General features: G+C 58.7%; 28 protein-coding genes. 15 read left to right on the forward strand and 13 right to left on the reverse strand.

The window, feature by feature from the left end:
- Positions 1–89: 89 nt before the first annotated feature.
- Positions 90–440 (reverse strand): hypothetical protein, encoded by a 351-nt coding sequence (locus AC1DLT_RS01750; RefSeq protein WP_477485685.1) that lies wholly within the window; start codon positions 438–440, stop codon positions 90–92.
- 224 nt (positions 441–664) lie between these two features.
- Here AC1DLT_RS01750 and AC1DLT_RS01755 point away from each other — a divergent pair, with 224 nt between their 5' ends.
- The 13 genes from AC1DLT_RS01755 (at position 665) to AC1DLT_RS01815 (ending at position 10,840) form a co-directional block, all read left to right on the forward strand.
- Positions 665–1,066, forward strand: coding sequence for a hypothetical protein (locus AC1DLT_RS01755; protein WP_477485686.1), 402 nt, complete (start codon positions 665–667; stop codon positions 1,064–1,066).
- Between the two features lie 95 nt (positions 1,067–1,161).
- A complete protein-coding gene (locus AC1DLT_RS01760; RefSeq protein WP_477485687.1) occupies positions 1,162–1,839 on the forward strand; it encodes a Crp/Fnr family transcriptional regulator in 678 nt (225 codons plus the stop codon).
- A gap of 38 nt (positions 1,840–1,877) precedes the next feature.
- Positions 1,878–3,299: a PepSY-associated TM helix domain-containing protein gene (locus AC1DLT_RS01765; protein ID WP_477485688.1), complete on the forward strand. Its 1,422-nt coding sequence runs from the start codon at positions 1,878–1,880 to the stop codon at positions 3,297–3,299.
- A gap of 56 nt (positions 3,300–3,355) precedes the next feature.
- The gene (locus AC1DLT_RS01770; RefSeq protein ID WP_477485689.1) at positions 3,356–4,459 is read left to right on the forward strand and encodes an ABC transporter substrate-binding protein; all 1,104 of its coding nucleotides are present in this window, start codon (positions 3,356–3,358) and stop codon (positions 4,457–4,459) included.
- Positions 4,456–5,523 carry a FecCD family ABC transporter permease gene (locus AC1DLT_RS01775; protein WP_477485690.1) on the forward strand — a complete coding sequence of 356 codons (1,068 nt, stop codon included), beginning with the start codon at positions 4,456–4,458 and terminating at the stop codon, positions 5,521–5,523. The genes AC1DLT_RS01770 and AC1DLT_RS01775 overlap by 4 nt, the downstream gene beginning before the upstream one ends.
- On the forward strand, positions 5,520–6,299 hold the full coding sequence (locus tag AC1DLT_RS01780; RefSeq protein WP_477485691.1) for an ABC transporter ATP-binding protein: 780 nt from the start codon (positions 5,520–5,522) through the stop codon (positions 6,297–6,299). Before AC1DLT_RS01775 ends, AC1DLT_RS01780 begins: the two co-directional genes overlap by 4 nt.
- Positions 6,296–6,676 (forward strand): DUF1636 family protein, encoded by a 381-nt coding sequence (locus AC1DLT_RS01785; RefSeq protein WP_477485692.1) that lies wholly within the window; start codon positions 6,296–6,298, stop codon positions 6,674–6,676. The genes AC1DLT_RS01780 and AC1DLT_RS01785 overlap by 4 nt, the downstream gene beginning before the upstream one ends.
- Positions 6,677–6,688: 12 nt before the next feature.
- Positions 6,689–7,609, forward strand: a complete 921-nt coding sequence (locus AC1DLT_RS01790; RefSeq protein ID WP_477485693.1) for a copper uptake system-associated protein — start codon at positions 6,689–6,691, stop codon at positions 7,607–7,609.
- Positions 7,606–8,202: an SCO family protein gene (locus AC1DLT_RS01795; protein WP_477485694.1), complete on the forward strand. Its 597-nt coding sequence runs from the start codon at positions 7,606–7,608 to the stop codon at positions 8,200–8,202. The genes AC1DLT_RS01790 and AC1DLT_RS01795 overlap by 4 nt, the downstream gene beginning before the upstream one ends.
- Before the next feature lie 54 nt (positions 8,203–8,256).
- Positions 8,257–8,976: a DJ-1/PfpI family protein gene (locus AC1DLT_RS01800; RefSeq protein ID WP_477485695.1), complete on the forward strand. Its 720-nt coding sequence runs from the start codon at positions 8,257–8,259 to the stop codon at positions 8,974–8,976.
- Between the two features lie 134 nt (positions 8,977–9,110).
- Entirely contained in the window at positions 9,111–9,611 is a 501-nt protein-coding gene (locus AC1DLT_RS01805) for a copper chaperone PCu(A)C (RefSeq protein ID WP_477485696.1), read from the forward strand.
- Positions 9,612–9,675: 64 nt separating this feature from the next.
- Positions 9,676–10,293 (forward strand): SCO family protein, encoded by a 618-nt coding sequence (locus AC1DLT_RS01810; protein ID WP_477485697.1) that lies wholly within the window; start codon positions 9,676–9,678, stop codon positions 10,291–10,293.
- A gap of 109 nt (positions 10,294–10,402) precedes the next feature.
- Positions 10,403–10,840 (forward strand): c-type cytochrome, encoded by a 438-nt coding sequence (locus tag AC1DLT_RS01815; protein WP_477485698.1) that lies wholly within the window; start codon positions 10,403–10,405, stop codon positions 10,838–10,840.
- A 271-nt stretch (positions 10,841–11,111) separates the two neighbouring features.
- Here AC1DLT_RS01815 and AC1DLT_RS01820 read toward each other — a convergent pair whose 3' ends face one another.
- The 3 genes from AC1DLT_RS01820 to AC1DLT_RS01830 all read right to left on the reverse strand — a co-directional run bounded on the left by AC1DLT_RS01820 (position 11,112) and on the right by AC1DLT_RS01830 (position 13,467).
- Positions 11,112–11,885 (reverse strand): amino acid ABC transporter ATP-binding protein, encoded by a 774-nt coding sequence (locus AC1DLT_RS01820; RefSeq protein WP_477485699.1) that lies wholly within the window; start codon positions 11,883–11,885, stop codon positions 11,112–11,114.
- Between the two features lie 104 nt (positions 11,886–11,989).
- Positions 11,990–12,340: a RidA family protein gene (locus AC1DLT_RS01825; protein ID WP_477485700.1), complete on the reverse strand. Its 351-nt coding sequence runs from the start codon at positions 12,338–12,340 to the stop codon at positions 11,990–11,992.
- Positions 12,337–13,467 carry an NAD(P)/FAD-dependent oxidoreductase gene (locus AC1DLT_RS01830; protein WP_477485701.1) on the reverse strand — a complete coding sequence of 377 codons (1,131 nt, stop codon included), beginning with the start codon at positions 13,465–13,467 and terminating at the stop codon, positions 12,337–12,339. Before AC1DLT_RS01830 ends, AC1DLT_RS01825 begins: the two co-directional genes overlap by 4 nt.
- A gap of 283 nt (positions 13,468–13,750) precedes the next feature.
- Between AC1DLT_RS01830 and AC1DLT_RS01835 the strand changes: the two genes are divergently transcribed.
- Positions 13,751–14,767, forward strand: a complete 1,017-nt coding sequence (locus AC1DLT_RS01835) for an ornithine cyclodeaminase family protein (protein WP_477485702.1) — start codon at positions 13,751–13,753, stop codon at positions 14,765–14,767.
- Positions 14,768–14,775: 8 nt separating this feature from the next.
- Positions 14,776–15,924: an aminotransferase class V-fold PLP-dependent enzyme gene (locus AC1DLT_RS01840; RefSeq protein WP_477485703.1), complete on the forward strand. Its 1,149-nt coding sequence runs from the start codon at positions 14,776–14,778 to the stop codon at positions 15,922–15,924.
- Positions 15,925–15,943: 19 nt separating this feature from the next.
- Here AC1DLT_RS01840 and AC1DLT_RS01845 read toward each other — a convergent pair whose 3' ends face one another.
- From AC1DLT_RS01845 to AC1DLT_RS01885, 9 genes are all read right to left on the reverse strand, one after another.
- A complete protein-coding gene (locus tag AC1DLT_RS01845) occupies positions 15,944–16,894 on the reverse strand; it encodes a LysR family transcriptional regulator (protein WP_477485704.1) in 951 nt (316 codons plus the stop codon).
- Between the two features lie 39 nt (positions 16,895–16,933).
- Positions 16,934–17,620: an ABC transporter permease gene (locus tag AC1DLT_RS01850; protein WP_130759845.1), complete on the reverse strand. Its 687-nt coding sequence runs from the start codon at positions 17,618–17,620 to the stop codon at positions 16,934–16,936.
- Between the two features lies 1 nt (position 17,621).
- A complete protein-coding gene (locus AC1DLT_RS01855) occupies positions 17,622–18,332 on the reverse strand; it encodes an ABC transporter permease (protein WP_477485705.1) in 711 nt (236 codons plus the stop codon).
- A gap of 80 nt (positions 18,333–18,412) precedes the next feature.
- A complete protein-coding gene (locus AC1DLT_RS01860) occupies positions 18,413–19,198 on the reverse strand; it encodes a transporter substrate-binding domain-containing protein (RefSeq protein WP_477485706.1) in 786 nt (261 codons plus the stop codon).
- A gap of 33 nt (positions 19,199–19,231) precedes the next feature.
- Complete coding sequence (locus AC1DLT_RS01865) at positions 19,232–20,578, reverse strand: amidase (RefSeq protein ID WP_477485707.1); 1,347 nt, start codon at positions 20,576–20,578, stop codon at positions 19,232–19,234.
- Positions 20,579–20,859: 281 nt separating this feature from the next.
- Positions 20,860–22,086, reverse strand: a complete 1,227-nt coding sequence (locus AC1DLT_RS01870) for an MFS transporter (RefSeq protein ID WP_477485708.1) — start codon at positions 22,084–22,086, stop codon at positions 20,860–20,862.
- Between the two features lie 54 nt (positions 22,087–22,140).
- On the reverse strand, positions 22,141–23,619 hold the full coding sequence (locus AC1DLT_RS01875) for a lyase family protein (RefSeq protein WP_245494141.1): 1,479 nt from the start codon (positions 23,617–23,619) through the stop codon (positions 22,141–22,143).
- A gap of 2 nt (positions 23,620–23,621) precedes the next feature.
- Positions 23,622–25,019: a M20/M25/M40 family metallo-hydrolase gene (locus AC1DLT_RS01880; RefSeq protein WP_477485709.1), complete on the reverse strand. Its 1,398-nt coding sequence runs from the start codon at positions 25,017–25,019 to the stop codon at positions 23,622–23,624.
- A 40-nt stretch (positions 25,020–25,059) separates the two neighbouring features.
- Positions 25,060–26,274, reverse strand: coding sequence for a trans-sulfuration enzyme family protein (locus AC1DLT_RS01885; protein WP_477485710.1), 1,215 nt, complete (start codon positions 26,272–26,274; stop codon positions 25,060–25,062).
- Positions 26,275–26,429 lie beyond the last annotated feature (155 nt).

The raw sequence follows: 26,429 nt of genomic DNA on the forward strand, positions 1-26,429 counted from the left end.
CAGCGCCCGATCATCCCTACGGTCGGTCGTCAGGCGCCACATGCGGTGGCGTCTGACGAGGAGCGATGTCGATCAAGCAGTCAGATGGTTCAGGCGACGAGCGGCGGCGCTCGGGGACTTCCCGGTTCTGTCTCGGGCCGTTCGAGCGGGCGAATGGTCCGCTCAATTCGAACAGTCTCCCGGAGAGGTTGAAGCCGGTTGCTGAGGAAATGGCCTGCAGCGTCCGGCGGCAGTACCGGGGCGAACATGCTGCACGCCTGTGTGCAGCATTCCATCGGTTTGGAATTGTCCTTGTGACCGGTGTCGCCGGAATTTTCCGTATGCGTGATGCAAAGCGGATTGCCGAAGACGTCGAGCGGCGAGGCGTTTGACGCGGCTGTAGCAAGTGCCAGCGATCCGAGCACCAACTGGAAAACGAACAGATACGCCGCGACAAGCACGGGCACAGCTCTCCATCCAGGCAGCCTTCTGTTTTTCAACGGTCCCTCACTGAAGCGCAATCGACGCCACCGCCGCATCATTGCCCCAGCCGTGCCACCAAGTCATCAACTTTGTCGATGCGCCTTTGCGCCGCACTTGCCTTTACTGTGTAAATTGCTGCATTGAGCAATTCGCGTGATCCGATTAGGATATCGACAGTGTCAACCACGACACAGGGGATTCGATGAGCGAGCGGTTGAGCTTTGCCGAGCGGTGGGCGGTGCGCATGATTTGCGTGCTGGCTCTGCTGTTCGTCGGCTTCGCCCATAAGCCACCCGTCCTCGAATATCATGCGATCCCGGCCAGCGAGCTGGCCCAATACACCCTTCCGGACGGTACGATTCCCGTCCTCTGCCTGCCATCCGAAGACGGCAAGACAAAACACGAGGGTCACGATTTCGGCTCAGGTTGCGAAGCCTGCCGGTTGACGGCCTCGGTTTTGCTGCCAGCCCCGGCGAATATCGCGGGCGAGCCGGTCCTGCGTGAGATCGAGCATCTTCTGCCGATCCGTAGCGAAGCGTTTTATCGCCAGCTCTTTCCTCCCAACACCTTTCCCCGCGGTCCTCCATCCGGCCTGAACGCCTGAGCCGCTACCGCTTTATGCGGCAGCTCCTTCAGTCTGCGCCGGAAACCCGTCCGACCTGATCGGATGTGTGCCGGCGTGTTGCCGGACCACATTCCATGTTCAACAGGACCACCATGGGTGCAAGCGCGCCCGTTCCTCTCATCGGCAATCCAACCGATCGGCGGCTACCAAAGCAAACGCGGATTGCATCCCGGACACCAATCATCCTCGAGGGATCATCCTATCGGACGACCCTCCGCATACTCGAAGGATGTGTGGCACTCTATCAGGAATTGGCGGATGGCCGCCGGTTGATTCTCGACATTCTCGGGCCCGGGCGCATTCTCGGAGCCCGCCTCGTTGACATTCGCCGTTGCAAGGCAATGGCTCTGGCGCCGAGCAGCATTGAAACCTTTGCCGCCGACGGTGAAGACGGAATTATCGCCGACGCCTTGCGGCACATGCTCTTTCGTGCTCAAGCGCACGCCGTCTTACTTGGTCGCAAAAGTGCCGCCGAACGCGTGGCAACCGCGCTTCTCGATCTTGCCGACCAGTTCGCCCGAAAATCGCGGTCACCCTCCGGAAATAGCCGAACGACGTTCACGCTGCATTTACAGCGCATCGACCTGGCCGATTGGCTTGGTCTGACACTCGAAACAGTCTGCCGTTGCCTCAGCGCGTTCAAGCGGTCTCGCCTGATCGCCTTCGATCATCCGGAAATCATCACCATCAGCGACCGGGCAGCGCTTGAGGCGCTTGCTGCAGGAAGCCCACTCGCTGCCCGCGCAGCGTGAAACCCATACCGAAATTCAGTCGTCAAAAGGGGACAACAATGACACTGACCGCAGACACACCCTCGGAAAGATCGCAAAAGTCGATCTCCAGGGCCTTTTATACGACCGCGTGGCGCTGGCATTTCTATGCCGGGCTGTATGTTGCGCCGTTCCTGATCATGCTCGCCGTGACCGGCCTGATCATGCTCTGGTCGTCCGTCCTTGTCGGCCGTGATGGCGAAAAGGCATTTTCCGTCGCACCAGCAGGGCAGACTATCGCCGTTTCAGCGCAGGCTGAGGCTGCCCTTGCGGCGGTGCCGAGCGGATCGCTGGTTCAATACATCGTGCCCCGCACGCCGGAGCAGCCAGCCGTCTTCCGCGTCAACGTCGCCGAGCAATCGACGATGGTTGCCGTTGATCCCTATCGCGGCACGGTGCTCGGCACCTGGGAACGCCGCAACGCGCTCTACGATCTCGCCAACCTCATCCATGGCACGCTTCTGATCGGTACCGTCGGCGACCGTCTGATCGAAGTTGCCGCCGGTTTCGGCGTCGTGCTGATCGTCACCGGCGTCTATCTCTGGTGGCCCCGCGAGGGGCGCGGTTTCGCGCGCGCGCTCAAACCGCAATTGTCCGGTCGCGGCCGGCAGGTGTGGAAATCGCTGCACCAGACCGTCGGCGTCTATGTCGCGGTGCTGCTCCTCGCCTTCCTGCTGTCCGGCCTCACCTGGGCCGGCATCTGGGGCGAGAAGATGACCCAGGCCTGGAGCACGTTCCCGGCCGAGAAATGGGACAACGTTCCCTTGTCGGATGTAACGCACGCAAGCATGAACCATGGCGGGGTGAAGGACGTGCCGTGGACGCTGGAGCAGACGCCGATGCCCGCCTCCGATCCGCATGCGGCGCATAATGGCCATGCGATGATGCCGGACAGCCAGCCGGCCGATGTCGATGCCGTGGTCGCCCAGGCACGCCCGCTCGGCTTCGCCGGTCGTTTCCAGCTTTCGTATCCAAACGGCGAGACGGGCGTGTGGACCATCGCGCAAGACACGATGAGCAATGACGCCGCCGATCCGTTTTCGGATCGCACGGTGCATATCGATCGCTACAGCGGCAAAGTTCTGGTGGACGTCGGCTTCTCCGATTACGGCGCAGCCGGCAAGGCGATGGCGGTCGGTATCGCCCTGCATGAAGGCGATATCGGCGTCTGGAATATCGCGCTCAACACGATCTTCTGCCTCTCGGTTGTCTTCCTGTCGGTGAGCGGCATCGTCATGTGGTGGAAACGTCGGCCGGCCGGCGCCAACCGCCTTGTCGCACCTGTCGTGCCGGAAAACATGGCGCTCTGGAAGGGCGGAGCGATCGTCATGGTCGCTGTCTCGCTCCTCTTCCCGCTGACCGGCATCGTTCTGGTCACTGTGCTTGCCCTCGATATGCTCGTCGTCCGGCGCATGAAACCGCTCAAGCGAGCGCTTAGCTGATGAATGCGTTTCAAACGATCGGCCGCCTCACGCACCCTGACTATAAAGGACATTCTATGAAACGGCTTCTGCTTACCGCCGCGATCTCGCTGTTCGCGCTCACCCAATCGGCGTTTGCCGATATCACGATCACCGACGTGCTGGGCCGTCAGGTGACGCTTGAGAAACCTGCCCAGCACGTGATGCTCGGCTTCTATTTCGAGGATTATATCGCCATCACCGGCCCGACCGCGATCGATCGGCTGAAGGCGGTGTCGCTGAACTACTGGAAGGGGTATCGTCCCCTCCAATACGAAGCCTATTTGAAGATAGCTCCCAAGATCAAGGACCTCGTCGATGTCGGCGATGCCGATGCGGGCACGATGTCGGCTGAAAAGATCATCGCGTCGCGACCTGACGTCGTGATCCTCTCCGCCGGCCAATATCAGTATCTGGGAGCCGCTGCGCAGACCATAGAGCAGGTCGGCATTCCGCTCGTCGTCATTGATTACAACGCCCAAACCATCGAGAAACATGTCGCCAGCACTCTCGTCATCGGCAAGGTCATGGGCGAGGAAAAGCGGGCCGAACAGCTTGGCGCCGTATACAAACAAAAGGTCGAGGATACGCTTGCGCGGGTCGCCAAGGCCGCACAGGGGCAAAAGCCCAGCGTCTACGTCGAACTGGGACAAAAGGGGGCGGCCGAATACGGCAACAGCTATGGCAAGGGCATGTGGGCCGGCGTGCTCGGTGCGGCCGGCGGCCTCAATATCCCCGCTGGACAGATCGCCAGTTTCGGACCGCTCAATCCGGAATATGTGTTGTCGGCCAAACCGACCGCGATCTTCATCACCGGATCGGAGTGGATCAGTCTTCCGAATGCCGTGCTGATGGGCTTTGGCATCACGCCCGACATCACTCGCGCCCGTGTCGAGCCGTTCCTGAAACGCGCCGGCTGGCAGGACCTGCCGGCGGTGAAGAAAAGTGAGGTCTACGCCATCTATCACGGCGGAACACGGACGCTCTACGACTATGCGTTTCTGCGCTATATCGCCAAGGCGCTTTATCCGCAGGCCTTCCAGGATGTCGATCCGCAAGCAGAACTCGACGGCTATTATCGTGAATACCTGCCGGTCAAGAACGACGGCACGTTCATGATGCGCGTCGGGCAGCCTCAATGACACCTGGAAACATCCTGCCCAGCCGTGACCTGCATGCCCTTTACCGAAAGAGCATGCAGAAGCGTTTGGCGTTGATGGTCGCGACGCTGGCAGGGCTCCTCGTTCTGCTGGCGATCGATCTCGTCACGGGACCATCCCCACTGACGGCTGGCGAGGCTTTGCAGGCGGTGATCGACGGTCCCGGCGGGAGCGATCGGACGGCCGCCGCGATTATCTGGTCAATCAGGCTGCCGATGACCCTGATGGGCGCTTTGGTCGGCATGGGGCTTGGGATCGCCGGGTTGCAGATGCAAACCATCCTCGACAATCCGCTGGCCAGTCCGTTTACGCTTGGCTTTTCCGCAGCCGCCGGCTTCGGGGCAGCTCTTGCCATCATGTTCGGCGCCTTTGTCCCGATTGCCGGGTGGATCCTGGCGCCGATTTCCGCCTTCGCCATGACGATGATCGCCTGCCTGTTGCTCTACGCCATCGCCAGGCTGCGCGGTGCCAATGCCGAAATTCTCGTCCTCGCCGGCATCGCGGTGATGTTCATGTTCCAGGCCTGCCAATCGCTGCTCCAGTATCTGGCGGCACCTGAAGTCCTGCAGCAGATCGTCTTCTGGCTGTTCGGTAGCCTTTTGAAATCCACCTGGACCAGCATTGCGATCCTGTTCACGGTCCTGGTGCTCAGCCTGCCGCTACTGGCCCGCGACGCCTGGAAACTGACCGCAATGAAGCTTGGCGATGCGCATGCCTCAAGCCTGGGTATCAAGATCGAGGCACTGCGGCGGCGAACCTTTGTGATCATCGCGCTGCTGACAGCCGCATCCGTCGCTTTTGTCGGCACGATTGGTTTTATTGGTCTCATCGCGCCGCATGTCGCCCGCGCCATTGCCGGTGAAGATCAGCGAGTTCTGTTGCCGCTCTCCGCGCTAAGCGGTGCTTTGATGCTCGCATCGGCATCGATCGTCTCGAAGCTGATCGCTCAGGGCGCGGTCATACCCGTCGGGATCGTCACCGCCGTCGTCGGTGTTCCGGTGCTGTTTGCATTGATCATGCGCCGGAGTGCAGGAGGGCTGAGATGACCGGTCCGAATGTCTTCGTGCTCGACAATATCTGCGTGAAACGCGGCGGCGCAGAGGTGGTCGGGAACATCTCCGCCCGATTGCATGGCGGTGCGATCACCGCCATCTGCGGCCCGAATGGCGCCGGTAAATCCACCTTGATGGCGGCACTCGCCAATGCGCTTCCCTCCACAGGAATGATGACCTGGAAAGGATCGCCACCCGATACGAACGACCTGTCGTTCATGCCACAAGCGCTCGGTTTGCGCGTCCAGCTCTCGGTCCTTGAGGTCGTCCTGCTTGGAAGGCTGGAACGGCTGCGGTGGTCGCTGCTTGCGGCCGATATCGACGCGGCGGGAGAAGCGATGCAATCCGTTGGCATCATCGATCTCGCGCATCGGCGGGTGGACACCCTGTCAGGGGGCCAGCAACAACTGGTTCTGATCGCCCAAAGGCTGATCCGCAAGCCAGAAGTGCTGCTTCTCGACGAACCGACGAGCGCGCTCGATCTTCGCCGGCAGTTGCTCGTGCTTGACATCCTCAAGACCTATGCCGAACAGAGCGGCGCTCTGGTAGCGATCGTCATGCATGACCTGTCGCTGGCGGCGCGTTATGCGCAGCACCTGCTGCTGATGCATGACGGAGCGCTCGCCTGCAGCGGAAAGCCTGCCGCTATCCTGACATCTGATATGATCCGTCTCGTTTACGGCGTGGAGGCGGAAATCCTCTCGACTCGCAACGGCACGCCCGTCATCGCCCCCCTCTCTCCCAGTGTTTCAGAGGGAAGCGGACGATGATCCCCACTCTTCAGATCTGCAGTACCTGCAGAGCAACCAGCACCGAGCAGGGTTCGTCCTTGCCCGCCGAGATTATTGCCCGCACTGTGCGCCGGCAATTTGAACCCGATCAGCTCGATATTGGCTTCTATGCGTGTCTGGGCGGCTGCAGTCACCGACCACGTATTTCGCTTGCTGCCGCGGACAAATGGAGCTGGCTGTTCGGCGATATCAACCTGTCGGACGACCTCGATGCGCTCAACCAATTCATCACCTTCTGGCTCGAATGCGACGATGGGCTTGTCGAGAAGGCTAGCCGTCCAGCGCAACTGCGTCCCAAAACTCTTGGCCGATTGCCGCGCTTGGTGACCGCCTCGATTTCAAAACCAACAGAATGACAAGGAAAAATCATGCGTAGATTACTATTGTCGATCACGGCTCTCGCAATGACCGTGTTCGTGTCCACGCTCGCGGGCGCGCACGAGGTCAAGATCGGCGAGATCGAAATCGAAGCTCCCTATGCCCGCGCCATGCTTCCCGGCGCCAAGGTCGGTGGCGGATATCTCAAGATCACCAATCCCGGTCCGGCCGACCGGCTGGTCAGCGCGAAGGCAGAGCGTGCCGCCAGCGTCCAGCTTCATGAGATGAAGATGGACGGCGGCATCATGGTGATGCGCGAGCTGAAGGACGGCATTGCCGTTCCCGCCAAATCCACTGTCGAGCTGAAGCCCGGCAGTTATCACGTCATGTTCATGAATGTCGGCCAGCCCTTCAAGGAAGGCGAATTGGTCAAGACAACCCTGAGATTCGAGAAAGCAGGCTCGGTCGACGTGGAATTTACCGTCGGCCCGGCAGCCGGTGGTGCGCCGGCGATGAAGCATGACGATCCTGCCGCCGCGCATGCAGGTCATGGTTCCATGCCGGCAATGGCAGCGATGCCTGGCGACCCGCAGCAGGCGATCCCCGTCGCGATGAAGGCGATCTTCGAGACGGCGGACAAGCCGTTATCCGTCGAGCCGGTCGTCGTGCAGGGCGACTGGGCGATTGGCGGCTGGACCCAGGACGGTCGAGGCGGACGGGCGCTTCTCAAGAAGAAGGATACCGGCTGGAGCGTCCATTTGTGCAGCGGTGATGGGCTGAAGCAGGTGCAAGGCCTGAGGATGATGGGCCTCTCCGAAGGCGATGCGACGACAATTGCGGCCAGGCTCGCTGAGGCTGAAAAAACCATCGCTCCGGAAAAGCTTGCCCTGTTTGCAAGCTTCGAGGGAACGGTGATGGTCGAAGGCGATGATGCCGGCGCCCATGGCAAGTACATGGAGCATGGCAAATGACGGCGCGCAATCCTTTCGTTCTGGCAGGTGCGGGCCTGACCGCATTCTTCCTGGCGCTCCTTGTCGGCGTCATGGTCTGGGTCGGCACTGCAAATGCCCGGCCAGGCCCGTTCCATGCGCTATTTTCGCTGGTGGACGACCAAGGCAATCCGGTCGACCAGACCTTGTTCAAGGGCAGTCCTTCACTCGTCTATTTCGGATACACCCATTGCCCGGAAGTCTGCCCGACGACGCTCTATGAGGTCGCCGGATATCTGAACGCGCTCGGATCGGATGGAAAGCCGCTCAAGGCCTATTTCTTCTCGATCGATCCGGAGCGCGACACGCCGGAGGTGATGCACGGATACGTCACCGCTTTCACAGACCGCATTACCGGCATTACCGGCAAACCCGACGAAATGCAGAAGGTGGTCGACGGCTGGGTCATCCATGCCTCCAAGCTACCGAGCGAGGACGGCGACTATCACATGAGCCACACGACATCCCTGCTTCTGGTCGGCGGCGACGGCCGGTTGAAAGGTCTGCTTCCCTACGAAGCCGATCAGGCCGAGGCTATCGCAAAGATCCGTGAAGTGCTCCTGAAACACACCTGACATCCATGCACGCAACCGGCGGAAACGCCACGCGCAGTATAAGGAAAAATCAAAATGAACCGTCGAGACTTCAATCTGCTGTTGACGGCCGCAAGCGCCGGGCTTTTTCTCAATGCGGAAACCGCATCGGCCCAAAGCCCGCCGCCTTCCGCGTCGCCGGATGGTCAGGTCTTCGCCATGCTTGTCCACCCCAAGATGATCCTTCTCGATCTCGTCGGCCCGATGACCGTCTTCAACATGACGATGGGCAAAGTGCATCTCGTCTGGAAGAACAAGACGCCCGTTCCGACCGAGGTCGGCGTGCAGATCACCCCGACCACGACGTTTGCCGATTGCCCGAGAAACGTCGACGTCTTCTTCATCCCCGGGGGCTTGGCCGGATCGACCGAACTGATGGAAGATGCGGAAACGCTAGCCTTCGTCAAGGAAATGGCAGCCAGTGCGCGCTACGTCACCGCTGTCTGCACCGGCTCGCTCGTGCTTGGTGCCGCAGGTGTCCTCAGAGGCAAACGCGCGACCACGCTCTGGAATGTTCGCGATCTCCTGCCGACGTTCGGGGCGATCCCGGTCCATGAACGGGTTGTCGAGGATGGCAACATCATCACTGGCGGCGGCACGACCGCGGGCCTCGATTTCGGGCTCGACATCGTGGCGAGGTTGCGCGGCGAAGAGGTGGCAAAGCGCATCCAGCTCATCATCGAATATGATCCGCATCCGCCTTTTGACGCCGGCAGCCCGAAAAGGCCGGACCCGACATCACCAACGCGTTCCTGAAAGCACGCAAGTCGGTGATGGATGACGCCCAGGCGGCAGCTCGCCGAGCCGCCCAACGCCTCAAGGGCTGAGCAGCGGTCCTACCTGATCAAGTCGACAACTCCATCATCTGTCACCACCAAACGGAGAAATCCATGCGCCCCACCCAATTTATCCCGCTATCAATCGTTGCGTCGTTGCTCGCTTTTGGAACGTCACAGGCTGAGGATTTCGTCCTCGGCAATCTGAAAATATCCAACCCCTACACGCGGGCGATGGCTTCGAACGCCCCAGTGGGGGCAAGCTACCTGACGATCACCAATACCGGGAACATCGACGATCAGCTTGTCTCTGCAAAATCCGATCGCGCCGGTGAAGTCCAGATTCACGAGATGAAGATGCAGAACGACGTCATGGTCATGCGTGAAATGCCAATGGGACTGGAGATCCCAGCGGGCAAGACTATCGAATTGAAGCCTGGCGGCTACCATGTCATGTATCTCAAGGTACCCTCGCCGTTCAAACAGGGCGAAACCATCAAGACCACACTGACCTTTAAACAGGCGGGAAACATCACACTTGATATCCCCGTCGGCGGACTTGCAGGAGAAAAGCCGACCTCGATGAAGATGCCAAGTACCTTGCAGGCACAGTGATTTCCACGCTTCGCCCTTCCGACGGAAAAACGGGGCGATCACCATCTCCAATTTTGAGGTCATCATGTCGAAAATCAGAGCGTTCGTTCTCGTTGCCTGTGCGGTTACGATCGTGGCACTTGCCGCCCAGACACTTTATTCGAACTTCTTCAGTCGCCCATCGGTACCGCTGACGGCTGTTGCCACGTCCATACCTGATGAGCGGATTGCCTACTCGTTGGTCGACGACAACGGCAAGGCCTGGACGCCGGGCCTGCTGAAGGGACACCCTTCTCTGGTCTACTTCGGCTACACCCATTGCCCCGATGTCTGCCCTACGACGCTTTACGAGATGGCGACGTGGTTCAAAACGCTGGGACCACAAGCCGAGGGCCTGAAAGCTTACTTCTTCTCAGTTGATCCAGAGCGCGATACCGCACCGATGATGCACACCTACATCTCGAATTTTACCGACAGGATAACCGGGGTTACCGGTGATCCCGCTGAAATGCAGAAGGCGGTCAAGGCCTGGCGGGTTTATGCCCAGAAGGTTCCGGCTCCTGACGGCGGCGAAGATTACACCATGGATCACACCGCCTCAGTCATCATGGTCGATGCAGATGGAAAGCTGAAAAGTACGATTTCCTATGGCGAAAATGCCGAGACGGCCGTGAAGAAAATTCAGAACCTCCTGAAACCCTGAGGAAAGAGGGCACAAGTCAGCAAACAATTATTGCTGGCGACCTCGCCTTTTTTCGTTGTCAGCGGTCCATCCATGGCAGACACCCTCGGTGGATCGGGAAGGATATTCCTTGAAGAAAATCGTCATTTTAGCGGGCGCGTTGATCGGCTTGGCGGCCATTGCCAGCATGCCATACTTATTCCGGAGTGAGACGGGAAACGAACCGGAAATCGCGTCGTCGAAGCAGCTCGCGGCGCCGCCGCCGAGAGAGACGTTCGCCCCTGTCTTTGCTCCATGTGCCCACTGCCATCAGATCGGACCTGGGGCGAGGAATTCGACTGGGCCTGTCCTTACAGGCGTTTTCAACCGTCCCGCCGCGTCCACAACCTACCCCTATTCATCGGCTATGCGCGATAGCGGGCTGATATGGGATGAAACGACGCTACATGCTTTTCTAAAAAATCCGCATAGGGTCGTCCCCGGCACCAGGATGTCATTTGCCGGCCTCAGCGACGCTGAAATCGAAAAGGTGCTAGGTTACATACGCTTCGTCGGCGACGCTAAATGAAGTCGCCGATTCAGCGAAACCCCTCCGAAGCCGCGATAGCGTTGCAATTCGGCGTGCGCAAGATGATTGCCGCTCGCGCGAGGCAGTATTTTCCATGCTCGGGATGATATATGCCGTCTCTGGCATACGATCTTTCGTCGCGGGAAAGGCTAGGCCGCTGGTTTGAATCCACGGCGTGGAGGCAAAAGAGTAGCGGTGGGGAAGGTTTCAGTCTGAAAACGTGCCATTTCGTGCGAGCCTCTGCGGGATCTAAGGCAGGGGTAAATCTTATCTACTGCAGGATCTGGCTAAGGAACAGCTTGGTGCGCTCGTGCTGCGGATTGTCGAAGAATTCGGCGGGCGAATTCTGCTCGACGATCTGGCCCTGGTCCATGAAGATCACCCGATTGGCGACCTGGCGAGCAAAGCCCATTTCGTGGGTGACGCAGATCATCGTCATGCCGTCTTCGGCAAGACCCACCATCGTATCCAGAACTTCCTTGATCATCTCAGGATCGAGCGCCGATGTGGGCTCGTCGAACAGCATGATCTTCGGGTTCATGCAGAGCGACCGGGCGATCGCCGCGCGCTGCTGCTGACCACCGGAGAGCTGGCCCGGATACTTGTGGGCCTGTTCGGGGATCTTGACCCGCGCCAGATAGTGCATGGCGACCTCTTCGGCCTGTTTCTTCGGCATCTTGCGGACCCAGATCGGCGCCAGGGTGCAGTTTTCCAGGATCGTCAGGTGCGGGAAGAGGTTGAAATGCTGGAAGACCATGCCGACTTCGCGGCGTACCTCGTCGATCTTCTTCAGATCGTTGGTAAGCTCGATGTTGTCGACGATGATCGAGCCGGACTGGTGTTCCTCCAGCCGGTTGATGCAGCGGATCATCGTCGATTTGCCGGAGCCCGAAGGGCCGGCGATGACGATGCGCTCGCCTTTCAGCACCCTAAGATTGATATCGCGCAACGCGTGAAAGTCGCCGTACCACTTGTTCATATCGAGAAGGTCGACAGCCACTTGGGTGTCGAACAGGTCCACCTTCTTCTTTTGACCTTCCGCCATGATCGGTTTCCTTTCGACGAAAGGCGGAGCTGAGCACGCGCACTCCGCCTTGATTGGTTCTTTGACTGATGGTGAAAGAAGAGGGGAATTCCAAAATCGCCTGTCTACAGCAAAGCGACCGTAAACTGGATTTCGACTTTGATATCCGGCAGGCCCAGGATCGCCTGAACGGTAGCACGTGCCGGCGGTTCGTCCTTGTCGATCCATGCAGTCCACGCGCTGTTCATGGCATCGAAATCCTCGATATCTCGCAGCCAGATGGTCGCGCTGAGCAGAAGCGACCGGCTTGATCCGATCTCCTTGAGGAAGGCGTCGGCCTTTGCAAGAATCTGCTCGGTCTGACCGACGGTGTCCAGGCTCTTGTCATCGGCAGTCAACCCCGAGAAGTATGCGACCTTCTCATGGATGACGACACGGCTTAGTTTTTCAGTTTTCGCGATGCGGGTAATCGTCATGCTCTTTGTCCCATTCCGTTCTTTGCCGCCAGAAAGCGATCAGGGCGGAAATCAGTGAGGCTCTCGTGGAGACGCCCGCGAACCACTTCCTGAGCCACGGCTTTGCCCAGATGCGGCGCGATAGATACGCCGCTATGCGTGACGGCAACATAATAGCCGTCGACGCCGGGAACCCAGCCGCTGCAGGTCAGGTTATCGCCGGGAATTGGCCGCACGATGGTGCGGATGGATTCCATGTCGGTAGGCTGTATCGCAGGCAGAACCTTTCTGACGGCGTCCAGCAGGAGGGCAGCCTCCGGGCCAGCTGTATCGAGGGGCTGCATTTCAGTCACCAGAGAATCGACCGAGACTTTGTGGATCATCAGACGACCGGCGCCATCAGGACGCACATCGAGATCATCCATGTGGAACTGCCGGCGAAGCGTAGTCGCGATCGGCAGTGTAAAGCCTACGATGCCCATATTCGAGGCCATCGGGATGGCCGGCACGCCGTCCAGGACATCGGCAGCCCAACTCCCCGTGCAATTGATGATGGCATCGGCTTCAAAGGTCGAGCCGTCGACGGTCTTGACCGATTTTGCCACGCCCTCTCGGACATCGATCGACTTGACCCCGGTAAACGGCCGAATGTCGGCGTTCCACTTCTCTTTCGCCGCGCGCAGAAGCCATGCAGAATAAAGAGCTGGATGGACCCAACCCTCTTCCGGGTAATAGACAAGTGGCGAATCCTTGATCGCGGAATGATCGATTTCCGGTTCCAGTTCCGCCAACCGGCTTTTGCTGATCCATTCCACGCCGTAGCCCCAGTCGCGCATCTGATCGGCATTATCGAGCTGGGCCGGCCAGTCGCTCGCGTCCGAATACCATTCGATGCTGCCGGTCTGGTGGAACCATGGCGCATGACCGAATTCGCGGGCAAGGTCGAGATGCGCTCGCATGCCCAAGACGTTCAAAGCGAAATAAGGCTGTGGCCTTTTGCCGGTCGCATTGGTCCACGCGAAACTGGAGGTTGATGCTCCGCCGGCGATCCTGCCCGCCTCGAGCACTGTCACCTGAGCCCCGGCTTTAGCCGCCTCGTAGGCCACGGAACTTCCGACGATCCCGGCCCCTATCACTACGACGCGCATATTCTTCTCCTATTTGCATCAATTCGATCCGCTTTGCGCCATCCCGATAGAAGGCAACAAATTCGGCGATGTCAGCATGTATGGGCGACGGAGGACTGGAGGGTCAAACAACCGCAAGGGGGCGGTTTATAAGCAATAGTTATGAAGGCCGCACGATCCGTGCTCGGCACTACGACTATGAGAAACAGGAGGAAACTTACCCTCTCAGGTTATCAAGTTTGATCACCCTGGCGTTTTCATTGCTGATATCTTTTGTCTCCTGTGCCACCAGTGCGAGATTAAAATGTCTTCAACGACATCCCAACCAGGACACGCGCACGGTTTTCTGGTCATTGATGGTCCAACCGCAGAATCTCTCGTCTCCATCGACGAGGCCATCGCGCTTGCCGACACCGCGCTTCGACAAACGTCAGATGGTACGGCACAACAAGACATTCGCCGAACCCTGCCCCTCCCCGGCACCGCCGGCACCTGTCTTTCGGTCATGTATGGATCGGCAAGTGAAGCCGAACCGTTCGGCGCGAAGGTCCAGTCGGTCTATCCGCACAATTTTGAGCATCAGCGACCCTCTCACCAGGGTGGAGTTCTGCTTTTCGATCGGGAAACAGGACGGCCCGTCGCTCTTATTAATGCCAGCGCCATTACAGGCATGCGGACGCCGGCGGCAAGCGCGGTGGCGACGCGGGCGCTCTCGCGCCCCGACGCCTGCGAACTCGCGCTTATCGGATATGGCGAGCAGGCTGAACGGCACATCGCAACGATCGGTGCGGTCCGCCCGATATCGCGCGTGCGCGTATGGGGTCGAAACCCTGAGAAGGCGAGGGCTTTCGCTGGCCAACAGACCAGCAAGGGCATGCCGACGGTGCCTTATGATACGGCGCGGGCGGCCGTGGACGGAGCAGATATCGTCTGCACCGTGACCTCGGCAAAATTGCCCGTTCTGATGGGAGAATGGCTGACGCCCGGAACCCATATCAATGCCGTCGGCGCCAGTGTCGCGACTCTCCAGGAAGTCGACCTCCAATGTGTGAAGCGCTCCCGCATCTGGGTCGATTACATGCCGATGGCAATGGCCGCCGCTTCGGACATTTTCGAACCGCTGGCAAAGGGCATCATCGGCCCTTCAAACCTCGTCGGCGAAATCGGCGCCGCGTTGAACGGCACCATTGCCGGGCGAACCGCGCCGTCCGAAATCACGCTCTATCGCTCACTCGGCGTCCCCGCCCAGGACATCGTTTTTGCCAACTTCATTTTCCAGAAGGCGAGAGACCTTGGTCTCGGCGTCGAAGTAACATTGTGAGGACCGACATGCTTCCCAGCCAAAAACACCATTTTTCGATCCCCGCCGATGTGACTTACCTCGATGCGGCTTACATGTCGCCGATCCCGAACATATCAGCGGAAGCCGGTCGCGATGGCGTTCTGGTCAAGGCTGCCCCCTGGGACATGACCATCAACTCCTATTACGACGAGGTGGAGCGGGCCCGAGAGCTTGCCGCATCCTTCATCGGCGCATCGATCGACGACGTCGGTGTCATTCCGGCGACCAGCTACGGAATTGCGGTCGCGGCGGCAAATGTCCATGTCGCACCCGGCTCGGTCATCATGATGATGGACAACGAGCACACCTCGCATCGCTACGCGTGGTACGAACTGGCGGAAAGAAAGGACGCCACGGTTGTGACGGTGCCGAGAGATCCTGACCAGGACTGGGGCTCTGCGCTTGTGGCAGCCATCAACAACTCGACGGTTCCTGTGTCTGTCGTGGCCGGTACCATCGTCCATTGGTTCGAGGGCATGAGCGTCGATATTCAGGCGGTCGCCGACGCTGCGCATGCCGTTGGTGCCGCCCTCGTGATGGATGGTACGCAATGGGTTGGCGCTGTGCCTTTCGATGTCTCAAAGGTGCGCCCAGACTTCCTGTCCTTTGCGACCTACAAGTTCCTTCTCGGTCCCTATCGCCTCGCTTTCCTCTACGCCGACAAGAAGTGGCAGGCAGTCGGCAAACCGATCGAGTTCCACTCCTGGAACCGTCGGGGTGGAGAACGGCCTGATTTCTACCTTGAGACAATGCCTGACTATCTGCCAGGCGCTCGCCGGTTCGACATGGGCGAGCGCTCCGACTTCGCGGTACTACCGATCGCCATTCGCTCGCTCGAACTTCTTCAAAGCTGGGGATCGGAAGCGGTTTTCGAACGCCTGGTGCATCTGAACCAATTGATCTGGCAGAAGGCAGAGGCGCGAGGCTTCGAGGGCCCCCGCAAAGATCTTCGCGCACCACACATCGCGGTTGTGGAATTGGGTGCGCGCTTCCGGGCGGATCTGGTTAAGAGCCTGAAGGATAACAAGGCCTTTGTCACAATACGCGGGACAAAGATGCGCATCACGCCTCACGTCTATAACGAAGAGCGAGACATCCACAGACTGTTTCAGCTTATCGACACGCTGACTGCCTAAGTCTACGCTGATCAAGGCGCTAGCGTTCGCCGAGCGCCTTGATCTCACGATCGACGATATTCATGTATTCCCGGGTCGTCTGGATAAGATGCTCGATGAAAGTGTCTGCGGCAGACGAGGCGATCGTGCCCCACGGCCTGTAGACACCAAGATTGATGTCCAGATGGGGTTGGAAATCGCGGATCTCGATTGGCAGGTCTTTCGCCATCCATGCCGAGAGCCGATCTACCACGGTTACACCGACTCCGCTTGCAACCAGATTGATGCAGGTATTGGAAAGCGCTGCTTCAACCTTCAATGAACGGGTGACGCCTCTGCTTTCGCAGAGGTCATCCAGCTGCTTGCGCATCGGATCGCCAACGCCGAGCGATACGAAGTCAAGGCCATCCAGGTCGTCTGGCTGGACAACGGAGAGTTTGCTGAGGGGATGGCCCTTCGGCATGACGCAAACCGGCGGGGTAGCGACGAGGGACCGGCGAACCACCGATGGCGTGTCGTCGTTGACCTCGGCCGCTACTCCGATATCAAGCTGGTTGCGCCCGGCGCGCTGAATGATGGTGGATGAACTTCGGATATCCAGAGTGACCGAAACATCTGGATATTGCTTGGTAAAGCTGGCGACGATGGACGGCAGGAGAGTGAGGCCAAACGCGGGCAGTGCCGAGATGTTGAGCCGACCGCTTCTGAGCTCCCGGATTTCCTTTGCGATTTGTGATATTCCGCGAACCGTCTCGAACAGGCGCCGCACCTCGGCATAGAGCATGTGCGCTTCCGGCGTCGGGATCAAACGCTGGCGATGGTTGCGAAATAGAGGAAAGCCGGCCTTGTTCGTCAGCTGCAACAGAATCTTGCTGACCGCTGGCTGGGTGATATCCAGAGCATCGGCCGCCTTTGTCGTCGTCCCATGCGACATGACGGCCGCGAAAACCTCGACCTCACGGGGTGTAAAATCCACATCGCCTGGGATCACCCTAGCCTCCGTTGACGAGAAACAGCAAAGAAGCCTCGATTAGTATCGGGAAGCCAGCCGGGTTTCCATAACTTTGAAGCCGGAGGTAATGACGGATGCAAGGACAAAGTAAACCAGTGCGGCTGCGAGCAAGGGTTCGTAGGTCCGAAACGTCTGCGCGCGCACCAGGTTAGCAGCTGCCATCGTCTCGAAAACCGTGATCGCAGCGGTCAGCGCGGTCCCCTTCAAAAGCAGGATGTTCTGGCCGCCAATCGCCGGCAGCGCCAACCGGAATGCCTGCGGGAGCAGGATTGATCGGGTTATCCGGTACTTGGAAAGCCCAAGCGAGCGACCCGCCTCGGTTTGCCCCGTCGGTAGGCCGAGAATGGCGCCTCGCCAAATTTCCGCGCAATAGGCGGCGGTATTCAAGGAAAGGACGACGTAGGCATAGCCGTTTGCACTCCGAAACAGCGGCCAGAAGGGGCTGTAGCGGATGGTCGGAACGGTCGCGAGGACCTGACCGACACCAAAGTAAAATATATAGAGCTGAACCAACAACGGCGTGCCGCGGAATGCAAGCATGAAACCCATCACGGGATATCTGATCCAAGCACGCTGGGATATCCGACCCAGTGCCACCGGTAGCGCCAACAGGTTTCCGGTGATCGCACAGGCGATGAACAGCACGATGGTCGTTTGCAGGCCCGTAAGAAGTTCGCCTGACAGATAAGATCCGAAATCAGACATTCTATTTCCGCCTCCAGGCGTGAGAAGCCTTCACTTCGAAATAATGGAATACAAGCGACGACACGCCGGACATGACGAGAAACACCACGCCGATCGCGGCATAGAACAGCAGGTAGTGCCGCGTCGCACCGGCAGCCATCTTGCCGACCAGGACAAGTTCGGTAAAACCGATGAGGCTCACCAGAGAGCTTTCCTTCAAAACGATCAGCCACAAATTGCCCAGCCCTGGCAAAGCCAGCGGCAACATCTGTGGGATGATAACCAGGAAGAACGTCTGCTTGCGAGTCAGTCCCACCGCGAGGGCTGCTTCAGTCTGGCCGCGCGCCACCGCGACGATTGCGCCGCGAAGCACTTCCGTGCTGTAGCCACCTTGGACAACGCCGAGCGAAATTGCAGCTGCGACAAAACCATTGAGCTGGAACTGGACTGACAGACCCGTCATACTGATCAGATAGCTCAGCGCGTCGGTCGCCGAGTAGTAGATCAGAAAGATAACAAGAATGTCGGGAACGGACCGAATGACAGTCGTGTAGCCACTGGCAACAGATCTGGCCACGACACTCTTCGAGAGTTTGGCAATGGCGCCGAACAGCCCAAGTACCAAGCCAATGAGATAGGCACTGAGGGAAATCTCGATGCTGAGCCACGCGCCCTGCAGCAACTCGTCGCTCCAGCCTTGATCGCCAAAGCTGAGTAGGTTTAACCAGGCCATATGTGGATCCATGCCGCGCAATTCGTCGAGATTGGGAAAGAGCCGACCCGAGGGACCGGCTCCAAGCCTTCAATCCGGCATCATTCGCCATAGATGTCGATTTTGAAATAACGCTTCGTGATGGCGTCATATTCGCCGCTGGCACGCACAGCCTTGAGAGCCGCATTCAGCTTGTCCTTGAGTGCGGTGTCTTCCTTGCGCAGGCCACCGCCGTCCCCGTAGCCGAACATCGTCTCATGCGGCAAGGTCACCTTGATCTCGTAGGCCTGGCCCTCGGGCTTATTCAGGAAGTCCTGGATCTGGATGCCGGCCGCAGCCATCAGGTCCACACGGCCCGCCTGCATATCGGCGATCTCGTCATCGAGCGTCGGGTAGAGCTTCAAGTCCGAGATGCCGTTGAATTTCTGTTGCATGTAAGTCGCCTGCAAGCTCGAGCTTTGCGCTGCAACGGTAATGCCCTTGAAGGTCTCAGGCTTGGTGACATCGAAGCTACGGGTGTCTGCCTTTGCGCCGACCAGGACGTTGGGCGAGTAATAATACTTGTCCGTGAAGTCGATGACCTTCTTGCGCTCGTCGGTGATCGACATGGAGCTCCAGATAACGTCGAACTTCTTGGCAAGCAGAGCCGGGATAATGCCGTCCCACGCGACGTCGACGACTTCGCACCTCGCCTTCATTTGCTTGCAGACGGCATCCATCAGGTCGATTTCCCAACCCTGCCATTTGCCGCTGGAATCTTTTACAGAGAACGGTGCGTAGGGTTCGGCTGCGACACCAAAGCGAATGACGTCGTCGGCTGCGGAGGACGATTTGGCAAAGCCGAACGTCGCGGCGATAACGGATAGTACAATTGCGATCTTTTTCATATTATTATTCCCCTTTTTTGGTGGATGTTAAGTTCAATCGGCCGAGCCGGTCTCCAATCGGCTCAGGGCCTCGCACGCAGAAAACAGATAGTCTTCCGTGTTTCTCGGCGACGTGATCTGCACGGATGCAGGAAGCACGCCCGGCATGGGTATCGGCATCGCAAGCGTTGGGACGCCGAAAAAATTGGCCCAGCGGCGAAAGTAACCACCGGCCAGGCCGTAGGGCACGAAATCGCCGCCCACGGCCGTCTGTTCGTCGGACATTCGCGGTGCAAACCCGGGAACGACCGGCGTCACCAGGACATCGATTTCTGACAACAGTCTCTGAAATTCACTCTGAATCTGCGCTCGGTAGGCGAGCGCAGATTGATAGGCAGCGTTTGAGATCGAGGCGCCGTTCGACAGGAAGTCGCGAACTGCTGCCCCGACCCGCTCGGGATGGGCTTCTACAAGCTGGCCATAGTTAGCCGTGAACTCATACGCAAGAATTGTCAGGCCTGCTTCGCGAACCTCGTGAGCAAACCGGAATGTGAGGACCTGAATGTGAGCGCCCGCCCGTTGTGCGGAGGCCAGGAATGCGTCGTGCGCGGTTCCAATCGCGGGATCGACAGCGGCCGCGTAGAGTTCGGGGCACAGACCAATGCGCATCCCCACGACCGATACGCTTTTCGCTTCCGGCGGATCGATGCCTGCCATGGCATAATGGAGCAGACGGGCGTCTGCCACATTTCTGGCGATTGGACCGATCGTGTCGAAGGTTGGTGCTGTGGGCATCGTTCCGGTCGGGTCAATGACGCCGTTGGTCGGCTTGAAGCCCACGAGTCCGGTCGCAGCAGCCGTCGATCGGTTCGAGCCACCGGTATCGGTTCCTATGGCGGCAAAACAAAACCCCGCCGCGACCGCCGCGGCCGAGCCGCTGCTGGTTCCGCCGGTGCCTCTTTCTGCATCCAGCGGATTGACGACCTTTCCATACCAGGGGTTATCGTGGTTGCCTGCGGTGAGTTCATGCAGATTGCTTTTGCCGATGATGATCGCGCCTGCCGATCTGAGGTTTGCCACGCATCGGGCGTCGCTCAGTGCATCGTCCCTATCGAACAGGCGTGACCCACCGGTCGTTTGCCAGTCACGAACATCGATCATGTCTTTGACCGCGACGGGAATACCGTGGAGCGGGCCAATACGTTTTCCGGCTCGGATTGCTGCTTCCGCCTGTTGCGCTTCTTCAAGTGCCTCTGCACCCGCTATAAAGATCAACGCCCTAAATCGATCGTTCTGCTCCTGGATGCGATCGAGGCATGCCTTCACGACGGTGAGGGGTGATAATCCTTCCAGGAACGAGCCTTGAGCTTCGGCAATCGTCTGAGGAAAGGGTTTCGCCATCAGGTTCAGTCACTCTCGGGATTGGCTTTGGTCAAATCACGCTAACAGGTCGATTCCCGAGTTCCTAATTCCCGCAGGCACTCGGTTGATTACCAATAGTTATAACTCTAGCCGCAGCACGAATGGATGGGGAGACTGAGCTCTCGCCTCAGCGTCGGCGGTTTGCTGTGGGTGGCTAGCCAATGCCAGCTGCGTGATCATCACACCGGCGGCTTATCGGAATGCGGACGCCTTAACGCCGTACAATGCCACGCAAGTGGATTTTGCTTGAGCGCGGCGTTTTATTTCAGAGGGCCTCGAGAAAAGTGTCTTACAGTCGGTAGACCCGCCGCAATCGCCGGGCCTGCCAGGCATAGGAGACCCGTTCCAATAAGAACAACCTCCCTACCAAACTCTTCTGTCAACGGTGACATAAGTACCAAGCCCAATGGGGCCAGGCCATACGAAAAGAGGAAATCAAGCGATGATACGCGTGATAGGCGGTTCTGAGGGATTTCGTTCTGGATCGAAGTGAACCATGGCACGTTGAAAATCTCGATTCCGATCCCTGCAACAAAGTATGCCGCGAGAGGTACCACGATGGTCTCAGCCATAAGAAGGCTAAGCGGCGCAAGCCAGTAAAGGCAAAGGCCGGAAAGAGCCACCCAGCCTCTGTTAGCCGGCCGCCACCGCGCCATGAGTAACGCTCCGCACAGCGCTCCCACCATGTATGATGTGGCTGTCGTCGTCATCAGGGTTGCCCCGCCAGAGACTTCCTGGCTGATGCCCGGCAGTAGAACTGCTGTGACCGAGTAACCAGCTGCGATCGTGACAGTCAGGCAGACGAGCCCGGTAACAAACCAAGGATGTCGGCGAGCCTCGTGCGAGCCTTCGACAAAGTCGCGAAAAAGATCTCTGCGAGTAAGCCTGCCGACCGAAGGAAGACCAGCTTCTGCCCTTCTCGTCGTTCCCGCCGGCGGCGCAAGTGCGCTGGTGAGCCAAAGGGCGGCGATTGCCAGAAACGCTATTTCGATCCCCAAACCCGCGACGACGAGACCCACGACGGCGGGACCAACGATACTTGTCACACGCACTGAGATACTCAGCGCAGCATTGGCGGCCTGCAGTCCTTCAACAGGTACTATTTCCGGGACGATGGCTTGGTATGCTGGTCGACAAGCGCCCTGCCCGATCCCGACGATGATCGCTCCCACTACCAGCAATAGCGATGCCCACTGTTCCCATGCAAAAATTCCGACGAAAATAATCGGCAATCCTGCCGCCCCTGCTACCCCTGACGCAAAAATGATGCGCCTCGGGCCTGAACGGTCGGACAAGATACCCGATATCGGCACAGCGACGAGGAAACCCAATGTCCGAACCGCCAGGGCAACCCCAAGCGATGCGGACGTCAGTTGGCCTCCAAGCACTGCAAAGCCAAGCACAAACGGCAAGGCCCACGTGGCGAGACCCGAAGCCGTATTTCCAACCCAAAGCCGCACAAAAGGCGCCGATGTGATGCCGTTCATTCTTTCGTCCGCCGGAGAAAATCAGACATCGTTCCACCGTCAAACGTCCGGAAATTACACATGAGGGATTGATTGCATTAATGCCGGGGGTAGCTGCGCTCTGAACTCGGCAATCAAGCGCTCCGAGCGTTCAGCATCCGTGAAGGCGGAAGGGTCGGCAAAAAGGCGGCGTGAGTCCTGCTCGCTCATGAGCCCACAATCGACGGCAGCTTGCCCTATCGGCAGATCGTGATGCGCGGCATGCTTGGCAACTGCGGATGCCGCTGGATAACCGAAGATAGCTGCGAGAATAGTAGAAAGGGCGAGGGAACCGGCGGCATCTGCCAAGCCGCGTTTGCTATTCACCTCGATCCCTGACACACAGCCGGAGACGAATAACGGGATAGCTTTCCGCATGAGCCGTATGGATTCGCTCAGGGCATCCAGGATAACGGACTCCCAGACGTTGAGATCGAGCTCCCCTTCGGCAGCGCGCGTTACCGTGGCATCATTTCCGATCACGCGGAATGCGACCTGCATCATCATTTCGGGCATCACGGGATTGGCCTTGCCCGGCATGATCGACGACCCCGGCTGAACAGCCGGCAGGGTGATTTCGGCAAGGCCGGCGCGGGGGCCGGAAGACATGAGCCTGAGATCCGAGGATAGCTTCGAAAGCGTGACGGCGATTGCCTTCAACGAACCCGAAACCCGAATCCAGTGATCGGCATTCTGCAACCCGTCGAACAAATTGTCTTCTAGATGATAGCCTTTGCCGGTCAGCATCCGCAATTCTTCGTAAACGAACCGGCGATAGGCAGCCGAGGAACCGAAGCCTGTTCCAACCGCTGTGGCGCCGAGCGGCAGGCTGAGACACGTTGTTTCCAGAACTTCAAGGTCAAGCGCTTGACGCTCAAAGGCGGAACGATAGCCCGAAAATTGCTGAGCAAAGGTGACCGGAAGCGCGTCCTGAAGGCAGGTGCGAGCCAGCTTGAGGACGTCCCCAAACGCTCGTTCTTTTTCAAGCAGGGCTTCGACGAGAACGGCCAGACTACCCTGAAGCGATCCGAGTTCGTTACCGATCGCGATCTTCATCGCCGACGGGATAACGTCGTTTGTGGACTGCGCCATATTCACGTGAGTATTGGGATGCACAGGATCAGACCCTTTGCGCCCGACCAGTATTTCGCTTGCGCGGTTTGCCAGAACTTCGTTGACATTCATGTTGGCGGCAGTACCGCCGCCGCCGTGATAAATGTCCACGGGAAAGTCCCCACGTTTTATTCCACGCAGCTGCTCCAGTGCTGCTGTCTCTATTGCCTCTGCAATAGACGGCACGAGTTCGCCGGCCTGACGGTTTGCTCTGGCTGCTGCTTGCTTGATCAGTATGATCGCCGGCACAAATCCCTCGATGTCAGCGATGGTTCTGCTAGAAATCGAAAAATTCTCGACTGCCCGGGCGGTTTGTATGCCGTACGCGGTCTCGTAGGGCATCAGACGGGTGCCAAGTGCATCTTCTTCAACGCGGGAGGGATTAACGAGAGCAGTGGTCACGGTCAGATCGCCATATCGAGCTGGATCTGTTCCAAAATGCGCACCCAGCTGCGGGCACCTTTTTTCAGTCGCTCAGTGTCATACCGTTCGTCGGGCGCGTGGATTGCATCGCCAGGCAGGATGAAACCGACAACAACGCACTCGGCGCCAAGCCCATTGCTGAATTGCTCGACGAGCGGAATCGCACCGCCGGTACCGCGAAGAACGGTCGGCGTGCCCCACTCCTCCTCGAGACCACGGGCGGTCGCTGTCAGAAACGGGCTCTCCTGTCGCAACACCACCGCTGAGCTACCGTGAATACCGTCGAACACGACGCTACAGCCCTCAGGGAGGTGAGCGTCAACATGGCGGCGGAAACGGCGTCTGATCTCTTCTGGGTCCTGCCCCTCCACCAGCCGGAAGGAAAGACGTGCAGTCGCTGACCCCGGCAAAACCGAACGCTCACCGGGGCCCTGATTTCCGCCAGTGATGCCGTTGATATCGACCGTCGGCCTCCCCCACATCGCTTCGAGTGGAGAATATCCCTCCTCCGTTACCCCACCTGTCAGGTCCACCTCTCCCAACAAGCCAGGTTCCTTTGCAAGTTCATGCCATTGCTCACGCATTTTGTTGGGAAGATCCTTCACTCCATCATAAAACCCCTCGATCGTTACCCGCCCCTTGTCATCGTGAAGGCCTGCGAGAATCGAACTCAAGATGCGGATGGGATTTGCAGCGACGGCACCGTAGTGGCCGGAATGAAGGTCCTGGTTGGGCGCGGAAACGGTGACCCTCTCGTGAACCAGTCCCTTGAGTTGGGTCGTAATCGCTGGCTGGGTCTGTGACCACATCTCTGCGTCGCAGATGAACGCGACGTCGCATTCAAGCTCCTGCCTATGCGCCTTGATGAAGTCGGGCAGGCTTGGTGAGCCGCATTCTTCCTCTCCTTCCAGCAGGACGATAATGTCGGTCGGGAAGTCACCGTAGACCTTCTTCCACGCACGCAGCGCTTCGATAAAGGTCCATAGCTGGCTCTTGCTGTCGGACGCGCCCCGGCCGTAGAAGCGGTGGACACCATCCTCTTCCACTATCCGAGGATCGAATGGCGCGTGTTTCCATTGCGTCTGCTCGCCGACAGGTTGGACATCGTAATGACCGTAAAACAGAAGGCATGGACGCTTCTGACCCGAAGCTCGCGGGGACTGCGCCAGGACGACAGGATGGCCCTTCGTCGGCACGACTTTCGCCGCAAACCCCATAGTATCCAGTTCCGCCTTGAGCCAAACCGCCGCCTTGGCAATGGCGGCTTCACCTGTCGGCTCACTGGAGACCGATGGTATGGAAATCAGCTCTAGCAGCTTGCCGACCGCGACATCAAAATTCCGGTCGATATCGTGCAGCACGTCTTCTCTATTGGGCACGTCATATCCTTTATGTTGTCGAGCGCAACCGCAGCCGATATCAGCCATTGCTCGCGGACTTTGTCTTCCGTCCGCTTGAAGCGGCTGTGGTTAGCGCCGCAAGCGTATCGAGAAACCGCTCTAGGTCCGCCCAAAGTTCGTTCTCATCTTCAAGGCCAATGCTCAGGCGCAAAATGACGTCTGGCCCATCCCAAGATGTTGCGGTCCGAAAACCATCGATGGACATGGGAGCGGCCAGGCTTCGGGTCCCGCCCCAAGAGGCCCCAATCGCAAAAACCTCCAACGTGTCGAGCGCAGCGGCAATATGGGCGGCTGCATCCTGTTTGAAGACAATGCTGAAGACACCGCTTGACCCGAGAAAATCTCTTTTCCAGAGCGTATGACCGGGGAAAGTCCGAAGTGCCGGGTGCAGCACCTGATCGACAAGAGGATGCCCCTCGATCTTTGCCGCGAAATCCAGGGCCACTTTCTCCGAATGGCGTAGACGGACGCCCAACGTCTCGAATCCACGCAGCACCAGCGATGCGTCGTCGGCGGAAACGCCGATCCCCATCCGGCCGATCAGCGATCGGATCGGTTTGAGGAGGGCCGTGTCCTTTATGGTGATTGACCCCATAAGAACATCCGAATGACCCGACACGAATTTGGTCAGCGCCTCGGTGACGATGTCTGCACCATGTTCAAGCGGCTTGAAGTTAAGCGGCGTTGCCCAGGTGTTGTCGACGCCGACAAGCGCGCCACGTTGATGCGCGATCGCAGCGATCATCGGCAGGTCCACGATTTCCATCGTCGTGGAACCGGGGCTCTCGCACCAGACAATTCTGGTGTTCTCGTTGATCTTGGCGGCGACGTCACCTGGTGACTGCGGATCGAAGAACTCGACCTCTACGCCCAGTCGTTTCAAATCCGTGTCGGCGAAATCGCGCATTGGCGGGTAAGCCGTGTCGGCAATCAGAATATGATCGCCGGCTGCCAGAAACGGTAGAACCGCAAGCGCGTTCGCGGCCTGGCCGGAGGGCGTCAGGAAGGTCCAGGCTCCGCCTTCCAGTTTCGTGAGCTTCGCTTCAAGCGTCCGTGTCGTCGGCGTCCCATAAAGGCCATACGAATAACCCTCATGGCCGCGATCACCGCGAGAGGCATAGGCCGCGGCATCCTTGAACACGATTGTCGACGCACGATGGACGCCGACACCAAGGGGATCGAAACCTTCCGTCGGGATTTCAGGTGTGAGGACACATTGGGTGAGATCGTTCATGAACGAACCTTTCTGAAGCTATTTCGATCGCCCCGAAAGCGATCGGAGGCGCGATCCTGCACAAGTGCTCTCAGCGGGACCTGAATGACGACATTTTGAAACGATGATGACGCACGATAGCCGAATTTCGTCAGCGCTTTTTCTGGGGAACACTG

The organism is Neorhizobium sp. 05N33, assembly GCF_056397445.1.